Below are 10,272 nucleotides of genomic sequence, written 5' to 3'. Positions count from 1 at the left end.
AGTCCATTTACGTAGACTCCGGCGGGAACAGCGTCTTCCGAAGACCCCGCAGGCAGTGATTTTCTGCCGAGGAGGCTGAGGTGGCGCCCGCGGAAAGCGAAGTAAATGGACGGAGCTTTTGCTTAACACTCATCATACTCTCAAAATCGCTACAAGTTCGCAGTTTGTGTCTACTTAATATTGAATGTTTAGTGTTTGGATTTATAGATTTTCCAGGTATTCGACTGCTTCGTCAAAATGATCGACAGGCACTATTTTCATGTCTGTTCCTATGTCTTTTGCCACCTGTTTGGCTACTTCATAGTTAGATCCTGATCTTCCATTTTCGTACGGTGCAAAAAAGATATCACAGCCTGCTCGATCTGCGGCCACTACTTTTTTATCCACTCCACCAATTCGTCCAACATTACCTTGATAATCCACTTCACCAGTACCTGCTATTTGATGACCTTTTGTCATGTCTTGTTCCGTTAATTGGTCATAAATTTCTAGAGAGAACATCAATCCGGCACTTGGACCACCTATGTCACCACTCGAAAATTGTAATTCAGGTGAGACGCTAACCGATCGATTCGTAACTAAACTAATACCAATTCCCGGTTTACCCTCCAATTGTTCAAGTGCTTGCAATGTAACTTCTTTTTCAAGGGTTTCGTTATCTCGCAGAATGGTTAATTCAATCGTATCTCCCGCTTGTTTAGCTGTCACATAATCAATTAAATCATTTGCTTCATTTATTTTTTGTTGGTCTATTTCTATTATTTCATCCTCTGGTTGAAGTATGCCCTCGGCAGGCATATCCTCGACCACAGAAACAACATATACACCCTCATATTCTATCTCAATTTCTTGATTCGCTGCCTCATATGCTACAACTTTAGAGGACTCCTGAGAGTCTTCCATCATCATTAGTTGCATCTGACGGTATTCTTGATCACTCATGCCCTCTGGCAATACATTTTCGATTGGCAATATATCATAATAATCTCTCATTAATGCCATTAGATATTGAAAAGGTGTTGCCTTCCCACCTTGTATCGTAACAAGATGCATATCCCCTTCACTCTCAAATCCTCCCTCAACCGCTACCACAGGATTAAGAGGATCGGCATGGCCAGGTTTATGGATATAATATGGCAATTGATAACTAAAAAACAAGAAGATGCAAATCAAAGCTATCATAAACAGTATAATACGTGCTTTACTCTTAAGTTGAAACATAAGTAACCTTCTTTCTCGAAATCACGATTTCCTTAAAAACTTTATGAAGTGTAATATTTCCTGTACAAGCTTGCGTATATATTAGCAAACAAATATTTTAAAAACATAATATATTTTACTACTCATTCGAGCAAAGGTACAGAAAAGTGTTACCAAAGGAGTGCAAAAGTTGAATCAAAAGGTGTATTCTATTATCTATGCATCCATATCCGTATTTATTGCGGGAATGGTAATATATTTTCCACAAGAAGTACTAAAAGCTAGTCAAAGAGGGTTAGAAGTTTGGGCGAATGTAGTATTCCCTTCACTGCTTCCGTTTTTCATCGTTGCAGAATTATTAATTGCTTTTGGTGTGGTACATTTTATCGGTGTCCTCTGTGAACCTATTATGAGGCCATTATTCAATGTTCCAGGGGTAGGGGGTTTTGTTTGGACAATGGGAATGGCAAGTGGTTATCCTTCTGGAGCTAAATTTACAGCACGATTAAGACAAGAAGGACAGTTAACAAAAACAGAGGCAGAACGACTTGTCACTTTTACTAATGCTTCAAATCCTTTATTTATTATCGGTGCCGTTTCTATCGGTTTTTTTTATGATCATCAACTTGGTATTTTATTAGCGCTAACTCATTATTCGAGCAACTTTTGTGTCGGAGTTTGTATGCGTTTTTATAAATATCGCGAAAGAAACAATTATAGATTTCAGAATTTTTCAATTTCAAAAGCATTTGAACAACTACACTTAGCCAGGATCAAAGAAAATAGACCTCTTGGCAAGATTCTTGGCGATTCTGTTACAAACTCAATACAAACACTACTCGTCATTGGGGGATTTATCATTTTATTTTCTGTTCTCACAGAGATAATGCGTGAAATTCATTTGGCACACTTTTTTGCTGGTGGAATTGCTGGATTTTTACAGCTACTTCATTTACCGATAGAAATGGCACTCCCTTTATTTACAGGATTTTTTGAAATTACGATTGGTGCTAACGAAGTATCTCAAACAGAAAGTTCCATACTAATAAAGGCTGTATTTGTCTCAATTATACTTGCCTTTAATGGATTTTCTGTACAAGCACAAGTGGCTAGTATTTTAGCAGAAACAGATATACGTTTTGCTCCCTATTTTTTTGCGCGTATTCTTCATGCTATTTTTGCGAGTATTATTGTCGTACTTTTATATGTACCGATATATAAATATCAAATCCAGTCTACTATGGTTTCCTTTATGAATTGGGCACAACCGCCGCTCGAAAATATGCAACAGTTATATCGATCAATTGAACAAGCTGGTTTATTATTCACTTTAATGGCGTTGTTTGTTTATCTTTTATTACTAATAAAACACAAATAGTTACGTTATCGAAACTTATTAATTAAGGCATCCTCTACAACCTGTGGTACAAGATCAGAGACATTCGCTTGGTATTTTGCTATTTCTTTAACCATACTTGAACTTAGAAAAGAATACTGATTATTTGTCATCATAAAAAACGTTTCTATTTCTTCGTTTAATTTTCTGTTCATGGAAGTTATTTGCAATTCGTATTCAAAATCGGTTACAGCACGAAGCCCTCTTAACACTGCCTGGGCATTCTTACTTTGAGCATAATCCATTAAGAGTCCACTGCATGAATCAACAGAAACATTATTCATATCTGCTGTAGCTTCCTCTAGTAGATAAACTCTTTCTTCCACGGTAAAAAGTGGTTGTTTAGATTGATTATTAAATACGGCAACAATAACTTCATCAAATACTTTTGCCCCTCTGCGAATAATATCCAAATGACCATTAGTCACAGGATCAAAACTACCTGGGCATATTGCTAATCTAGTCACACTCTTTCACATCCTTTTTAAAAATGGTGATGGCTGTTGTATTGTTATACTCTTCATATTTAATTAGGCTGTAATCGGTTAATTTGGTTTCTAGCTTTGTACTAGGGTCATGTTCACAAACAATACTTCCATTATCTTTTACGATATCCATAGATATAATACTGTCTAACAACTTATCGTAAGAAACTTTATGATACGGTGGGTCTAAAAAAATTAAATCAAATTGGATATCTCTTTTTTTAATAGCTTTCAACGCTCTAAAGGCGTCATTTCGATAAATTTCGACGTTTTTTTCCAAACGTAAATGTTTGATATTTTGACGAATAGTAGATATAGCTTTTGGATGTTTATCAATTAAAATGGCTTGTTCCATTCCCCTACTGATCGCTTCAATAGCTAATGCACCGCTACCTGCAAATAAGTCGAGACAAGTTCCTCCATTAAAAAAAGGGCCAATTATTTGAAATAATGATTCCTTTATTTTATCACCTGTCGGTCGTGTTACTTGATTAGGAACTGGTTGGATTCTATTTCCTTTATATTCACCAGCAATTACTCTCAAAGCCTTTCCCTCTCTTCATTTTTACTAAATCTCCCTTACTATAGCACGAAAGTAGTAATATTCTCAAATTCACTTGTATAAAACGATCCGTCTTGGTACAAACTTTAAATACAGCAACGCATATGGTTGCTTAAATTCGGAGAAGACTTACATTTCCCCATAAGTTCTTCCTCCGGTTTCTCCTCTCCCTTTATCTTTTTATTTTCTTTTTGATTAAGAAAATAAAAAGAACCTGCAGTTAAAGGATAACTGCAGGTTTTTTTATATACGGCAAGAAAGTATAAAAATTTGAAGTTGTTTAGCTCCGAGCACCCAGAAACTAGGCGACTTCACAAATCTGCTTGCGATAAAGAAGACTTGCCGATTGGTGAAACCAGAGGCTTAGTAGCACTTATGCCTTCAGGTGAAAGTCATCATCGGTTCGTAATGGAGGTACATCTGCTAAGGTCGCCTACGTCCTGTAGGCAACACAGATGTCAACACTTCCTGTGTAAGTCCGTGATTCCTTTATCTCAGTTGATTCGCTCCATTCGCTACGTTTCTAAACGGGTGCTCTCCGCTTTTCTTATATACCCATTTTATAATCATATTCTTTTTCTTCTTTATCAAACACTTTTTTCTCAAAGTCGGTTTTGATGAAAGGTTTATAAGATGGTTCAATTTTTGTAACAAAAGGTAATTTTATAAGCTTTTGATATGTATCATCCAATTGATCTTGATTGACATATATCATTGCATATTTTAACTTTTTAGATACATGAACCATGTGTCCGAATTTCTTTATATGTTTAACATGCTTCATTTGATGAAACCAAACTACTAAACCTTGGCGTTTAACTATCATATATATACCTCACTTCAAACAGGATTATACTTAAGAAGCTTTACAGCCACAACCACTGCTTCCAGACCCACAGCCACAGCCACCATCTGTAAGTGCAGCTCCATCCATTGGAACCTTTACTTTATCACTCACACTAAAAGCGACCACTTGGCTTACCTCATCTAGAAGTTTTTGTAAGTCTGTTTCTGCCATTTTATAAGCGGCAATAGTTTCGTGCATATCCATTTCCCGTTTCGCAACACGAATTTCCTTCATGATTTTACTATAATCCGGGTGGTATCTGCCGAATCGCTCGACTTCATCGTAAGAATCCTTGACTTTGGTAAAGTGTCTAATTAAGCCCTGTGCCTCTTGATCTTGATCCATCGTTTCTTTCGCTTTATTAAAATTCTGCATTACATCTGACTCTAACACCATTTGACCTAATGCTTCTGATTTATCTAAAATATCAACAATCTCGATTGTTGCTAACATGTATGAAACACCTCCATTCTCTTTATCATACCAATAATTGAAGAGAAATAAAAGAGGCAGACTCTTAATCATTCCATGAGCCCGCCATTTCCATTAGTAATCGTATCATTTGTATATTTTGTTGTGTTTTTTCCAACCTTTGAGGTAATGTCTTTCCAAAATATTGTTTTGATTTTAACTCTAGTTCACTTATCCTGTCAGGTTCTCTTGTTAAATAGCGATACCATTCAGGGTTATTTCTAATGAAACGCCATAAGTCTTCTCGCTGTTGTATTAATCGATAGGTTTCCGGCTCCATTCAAATCCCCCTAATCTTTTGGACGATTAAAAAAATGGTCAGACTGAGAGGAAGACATTTGATTATTTCTAAATTGTTTGAACTGTTCAATTAAGGTTAGTATATTACCGATTGCTCCATTCAAGTCATTAATATGATTCTCTACTTGATTGACGTCCAAGTGTTCTATGTGTTTCCATAATTTTTGATAGAGCTGACTAGTACTATTATTTTCTTCCGTCTTTTCCTCTCGATTTTTTTTATATTTTTCCCATGTAGGATCCTCTTCACCTAATAACACATATTTTTCATATGTTTCTTGTAAGTTTAATTCGCCCTCTCGAACTTTTTTGATTAATAAGGGGTGTTCATGAATAAAGGTTTTAAATTGTTGGACAGAAGAATGGGATGCATTTGTCATTTTACGTGCTCCTTCCTCATGATCTTCCTATCCTCAATATATGCGAATTACCTACATATGTGTACCACTATTTCCCAAGAAAATTTTGTGTGTAATACGATTGATATACCCCAACACCTAAGTGAGTATAGTCTTCTTTTAATAAAGCCTCCCGGTGTCCTTCACTGTTAAGCCAGCCATGGATCACAGCTGGACCATCTATATAATGTGCCGCAATATTTTCACCTGCTACTAAGTAATAGGCATCAACAGCTAGTAATCGTTCCTTCAAACCATCTCCGTTTTGACTATAATGTGAGAAGTAATTTTTTTTCACCATATCTATACTGTGGTTTTTTGCCGCTTCTGCAGCCTGATCGTCCCAAGTTAACGAATCAAGTTCATACACACTTCTTAGTTCATTTGTTATTTCAAATATTTGCTTTTCGATACTTTCTTCGATTTCGTTTCTTTTATTATCTTTAGGAGTCTCAACTTCTTTTAACTCCCCCCAATAAAATAATTCATATGGTTTAAGTATTTCTAGTGCTTCCTTATTTAACACTCGTATTCCAACAAGTTTGTTAGTAAATTGATCGATGTATAATTGAGCAAATATTTTTTCTGATAAGCGAACGATCGGCCTTTGTTTCAGATCTTGTTCCGACAATTTAAACTTAAGATGATCAACTTCTATTTCTTCGTGAAATGTATACGTATCTTCTAAACTTTCAATATCTTGTCCAATAATTAATGGTCGAAAATCCAATTTTGGTGAATTGGAATATAAACTAATTATCTTGTTATTTTTGACAGCAATCTGCAAATAATAATTTTCATTGTTATAAATCCACCAATCATAATTGTACATCGAGGGGTCTTTTCGATCCGGATTTCCAATCTCAGATTGGATAGTTGTTACATCTTGGTTTATATATTTCCAAATCGCGTCTTGTTGTTCAATAAGTGTATGATCTTCGGCAAATTGTACTTTACTATCTTTAATCTGTGACTGTTTTTTATGATAAATAACCTTCTTTGGTTCGTCTTCTGGACTAAAATAAAAATAACTAAGAGAAATCCCGACAAAAAGAAAAGATATTACCGCTATCACTTTATATTTCATCACACACCACCTTGAATTTTAAAATAGTATTTTTATAACTATATGCACGCTCTTTTTATTGATGAAAGTTTTTATCAAGGAATATCCTTTTTAAATTGCATCTTTTCGCATTTCATACTATTATAGTTTTAGTGATAATTTTAGATGGGGTGAAAGTATGAAAATTACAGACACAGGAATTGAAGACAATCTAATCGATTTAAAACCCTTAGACCATGCGATGGAGAAAGCTAACTTTGTGCGTGCAGGTCAATGGGATTATGAAAGGGTTACATATGATTATAAAATCGGTTCACCAGAGAAAAACATTACCTATTACATAAGAGTACAAGGGTATGCGGTTGAAGGTGACGTAGATAAAGGTGATGCTGTCATCAAATTATTAACACCTTTACTTGGGAAGCATTATTATCCTACAGGTATCGAATACGGCGAACAGGAAGAATTTCCACAAACAACAGTGGAGCGCGCTTCGACATTATTAAAAAACGCTAAGCAAAACTTCGAACCTTTTGTGAAAAACTAAGTTTCAATCTCTGAATGAGCGGCTGTATACGTAATACAGTCGTTTTTCATAATACATAACCATCTTCTTTCTGAAAGGAGTTATGATAGTAGTTAAATGAAAAATATATCTAAAAAACATATAAAATTATTCTTTATTATACTTTTATTGATAGTAGCGGCTATTCTTATCTTGCCTGTATCTATCCCCTTAATTTTAGCTTTTATTACGGCATTAATTCTTAATCCTGTCGTACGCTGGATTATACAAAGACTTAGATTAAGCCGTAAACTAGCTGTAACAATTGTCTTTATAATTTTTCTTGTAATTATTAGTACAATTGGTACTTATGCCGTTACCAAGATTATCGGACAAGTTGTAAATTTTGCTGAAAACGCACCTTCATATATGCTTTCAGTAAAAGACCAAGTATTAGAATGGGAAGAAGATTTGGATCATTTTACAGAAGATTTACCTAATGAATTCGTCATTGAAGTAAAAAAACAAATTCAATCAACTACAACATCTTTGAGTGATAACCTACGAGATATGGTACGCATTGAAAAAATTGCTAATATAGCAAGTGAAATCCCTAATTATTTGGTTAGCTTTATCGTATATTTGATTGCTCTATTTATGTTTATGCTAGAGTTACCTCGATTAAAAGCAAATGCATATAAACATTTAAAAGAGACTACTGCTGAAAAAGTAAAATTCATGAATGATCGTTTGTCCTATGTCATATTTGGTTTCTTTAAAGCACAATTTCTAGTTAGTATTATCATTTTTATTGTTTCCTTAATCGGATTATATATTATTGTGCCTGAATATGCGTTAATCATGTCCCTTATTATTTGGATCATTGATTTTATACCTATAATTGGTTCTATTGCAATATTAGGCCCATGGGCACTCTATATGTTAATCACAGGCGATATTTTTATTGGTAGTCAACTAGCCATACTCTCTGTCATCTTGCTAGCCATCCGAAGAACCGTTGAACCTAAAGTAATGGGCAAACATATCGGCCTATCTCCTTTAGCCACGCTGATTGCTATGTATATTGGTTTAAAGCTATTAGGAATATTAGGATTTATTGTGGGACCGTTGATTGTTATCGCATTTAACTCTGCGAAAGAAGCAGGTATTTTTAAAACAAATTTTAAAATTTAGTATTTTCCTAAACTAGAATGCCCCCAAGAAGTAGATCTTCTTGGGGGCATTAACTGTTTGATTATTAAGTTCCGAGAATTGCCTTCAATAAGCTAGTGGTTTCTCCACCTTCATAAAATACATATAACAATAAATAGACGGCAACTCCTGTTATTGCGGTAAAAAACCATAACACACTAGTAACAGGGCCAATTTTTTGATGCTTTTTAATATTTCGCTTAAAAGCTAAGATTAAAGTGACAACCCCAAATATAGCCCCTGTCGTTGCTAATGTAATATGGAAGATTAAAAATACAGTATAATAAATCTTTAAATCTTCGGGACCACCAAAACTTGTATTACCGATAAAAATCGTTCTCGAAATATAAATAATAAAAAAGCAAAGTGCACTTATTGCTGCAGCAACCATTGTTTTTTTATGTGCCTTATATTGCTTTTTTACAACGAATCTCCAACCTATTGCAACGAGAATCGCACTTAACACAATAAAAAAAGTACTAATTGTTGGTAATATTTCCATTTCCCCCACGCCTTCCGATCTTATATTTGTTCTGCTTGGTGATTTTCAGGCAACGGATCAATTTTGTCTGCTCCACTTCTAAACCAAGGGAAGAAGATTCGTGCTAGAATTGCACCATAGATAATTTCTTGGGTGATTTTCATTACGATACCACCAAGTTGTTGATCTTCAAGTACACCTATTGGTGAAAACATTTCAGGTCCACTTAATGACAGACCGCTTAAAACATCTCCAGGAACACATAGTGCTAAAGCTTGAATCCAGCCACCTGTTGCTCCATATGTGGTGTAAATGGTGTCTGTTGAAAATATAATAAGAGCACATGCCGGTGTGATTAATATCCCATTGGCGGCTATATAACCTATTTTTAATAAAGGCGACATTGTATCCATTTCTTTTAATGGCGTGAAAATAGGCCACCATACAATAAAAGCAGTGAATAAAATAGTAAGTGAGATGCTTGCATGTGCGATGTCATTTGCTTTAGCAAAATCAAAAATTACTGGGATATGATAAAAAGAAAATGTCCCATTAAACAATAATAATGCGATTAATGGTTTTGTTAGTAGCTTCAATATTTGCTTCAATACTGGAACTTCGAATACTTTTCGCCAAAACCATATTGGCATTCCTTTGATTATTAAAATTGGAAATAATAAATAGTACAAAGCCATTTGGATCATGTGTGCCGTAAACATTATATGTGATAGTAAATCGATAGGAGATCCCTTGATCACATACAATAACAATAAACCGCCATAGAAGAATAGTATTTGCTGGATATTTACTTGTTTAGAATCTTTCCTCTTTATAAAGATAGCATAATAAACTAAGGCTGATGCTACAATAAACAAGGCATAGTATGGACTCCATAAGGCTCTAAAACCGAATATTTGTAAATCCTCTAACATATATGATCACTCCAATTTATATCATGACAACTAGTCCTTATTATACCGAAGTTGCCCAGGATTAAAAAGCAATATATCAACAATTATTCAACAATTTAATGAACAAAGCATAGCCCACTCAGAAAAGCCAACCTTCAACAAAGTAGACACAAACTGCGAACTTGTGACAATTTTAACTGCTTGATGAGTGCTAGCAAAAGCTCCGTCTATTTACTTCGCTTTCCGCGGGCACGTCGGTCTGCTTCCTCAGAAAAGCAAAGAACGCTTTTCTTGCGGGATCTTCAGCTCGCACTGTTCCCGCTGGAGTCTTCGTAAATAGACTACGCTTTAGTAAAGTTCTACAAATATAGTAACTGCAAGAATATTGATGTCACAGCATATTTCATCGTTTTTGAACAGAAATCTAGTCAAAGCGGA

Annotated in this window: 13 protein-coding genes; 3 read left to right on the top strand and 10 right to left on the bottom strand. The window is 35.0% G+C overall.

Annotated elements, in window-relative coordinates; all coding sequences use genetic code 11:
- Positions 1-201: 201 nt before the first annotated feature.
- Entirely contained in the window at positions 202-1,221 is a 1,020-nt protein-coding gene (locus tag BN3107_RS07610) for a SepM family pheromone-processing serine protease (RefSeq protein WP_058307008.1), read from the bottom strand.
- Between the two features lie 160 nt (positions 1,222-1,381).
- Between BN3107_RS07610 and ylbJ the strand changes: the two genes are divergently transcribed.
- Positions 1,382-2,578 (top strand): sporulation integral membrane protein YlbJ, encoded by a 1,197-nt coding sequence (ylbJ, locus tag BN3107_RS07605; RefSeq protein ID WP_316245022.1) that lies wholly within the window; start codon positions 1,382-1,384, stop codon positions 2,576-2,578.
- Between the two features lie 5 nt (positions 2,579-2,583).
- Here the strand turns inward: ylbJ and coaD are convergent, their stop codons facing one another.
- The 7 genes from coaD to BN3107_RS07570 form a co-directional block, all read right to left on the bottom strand.
- Positions 2,584-3,063, bottom strand: coding sequence for a pantetheine-phosphate adenylyltransferase (gene coaD, locus BN3107_RS07600; RefSeq protein ID WP_058307006.1), 480 nt, complete (start codon positions 3,061-3,063; stop codon positions 2,584-2,586).
- Complete coding sequence (gene rsmD / locus BN3107_RS07595; RefSeq protein WP_058307005.1) at positions 3,056-3,625, bottom strand: 16S rRNA (guanine(966)-N(2))-methyltransferase RsmD; 570 nt, start codon at positions 3,623-3,625, stop codon at positions 3,056-3,058. The genes coaD and rsmD overlap by 8 nt, the downstream gene beginning before the upstream one ends.
- Before the next feature lie 565 nt (positions 3,626-4,190).
- Positions 4,191-4,469 carry a YlbG family protein gene (locus BN3107_RS07590; RefSeq protein ID WP_058307004.1) on the bottom strand — a complete coding sequence of 93 codons (279 nt, stop codon included), beginning with the start codon at positions 4,467-4,469 and terminating at the stop codon, positions 4,191-4,193.
- A gap of 30 nt (positions 4,470-4,499) precedes the next feature.
- On the bottom strand, positions 4,500-4,943 hold the full coding sequence (locus BN3107_RS07585; protein WP_058307003.1) for a YlbF family regulator: 444 nt from the start codon (positions 4,941-4,943) through the stop codon (positions 4,500-4,502).
- Between the two features lie 64 nt (positions 4,944-5,007).
- Entirely contained in the window at positions 5,008-5,241 is a 234-nt protein-coding gene (locus BN3107_RS07580) for a YlbE-like family protein (RefSeq protein ID WP_058307002.1), read from the bottom strand.
- Positions 5,242-5,251: 10 nt separating this feature from the next.
- Positions 5,252-5,641: a spore coat protein YlbD gene (ylbD, locus tag BN3107_RS07575; RefSeq protein WP_058307001.1), complete on the bottom strand. Its 390-nt coding sequence runs from the start codon at positions 5,639-5,641 to the stop codon at positions 5,252-5,254.
- 67 nt (positions 5,642-5,708) lie between these two features.
- Positions 5,709-6,746 carry a CAP domain-containing protein gene (locus BN3107_RS07570; protein WP_058307000.1) on the bottom strand — a complete coding sequence of 346 codons (1,038 nt, stop codon included), beginning with the start codon at positions 6,744-6,746 and terminating at the stop codon, positions 5,709-5,711.
- A 157-nt stretch (positions 6,747-6,903) separates the two neighbouring features.
- On the opposite strand from BN3107_RS07570, the gene BN3107_RS07565 reads away from it, so the two are divergent.
- Together BN3107_RS07565 and ytvI are read left to right on the top strand one after the other, a co-directional pair.
- Complete coding sequence (locus BN3107_RS07565) at positions 6,904-7,272, top strand: YugN family protein (protein WP_058306999.1); 369 nt, start codon at positions 6,904-6,906, stop codon at positions 7,270-7,272.
- Positions 7,273-7,368: 96 nt separating this feature from the next.
- Positions 7,369-8,424: a sporulation integral membrane protein YtvI gene (ytvI, locus tag BN3107_RS07560; RefSeq protein WP_058306998.1), complete on the top strand. Its 1,056-nt coding sequence runs from the start codon at positions 7,369-7,371 to the stop codon at positions 8,422-8,424.
- A gap of 64 nt (positions 8,425-8,488) precedes the next feature.
- Here the strand turns inward: ytvI and BN3107_RS07555 are convergent, their stop codons facing one another.
- Together BN3107_RS07555 and ctaG are read right to left on the bottom strand one after the other, a co-directional pair.
- Positions 8,489-8,944, bottom strand: coding sequence for a DUF420 domain-containing protein (locus tag BN3107_RS07555; RefSeq protein WP_058306997.1), 456 nt, complete (start codon positions 8,942-8,944; stop codon positions 8,489-8,491).
- 20 nt (positions 8,945-8,964) lie between these two features.
- Positions 8,965-9,855: a cytochrome c oxidase assembly factor CtaG gene (gene ctaG / locus BN3107_RS07550; protein WP_058306996.1), complete on the bottom strand. Its 891-nt coding sequence runs from the start codon at positions 9,853-9,855 to the stop codon at positions 8,965-8,967.
- Positions 9,856-10,272 lie beyond the last annotated feature (417 nt).

This window comes from Gracilibacillus massiliensis, from assembly GCF_001458115.1.
Lineage (GTDB): Bacteria > Bacillota > Bacilli > Bacillales > Amphibacillaceae > Gracilibacillus > Gracilibacillus massiliensis.
This window is presented reverse-complemented; position numbering and strand designations above follow the sequence as displayed.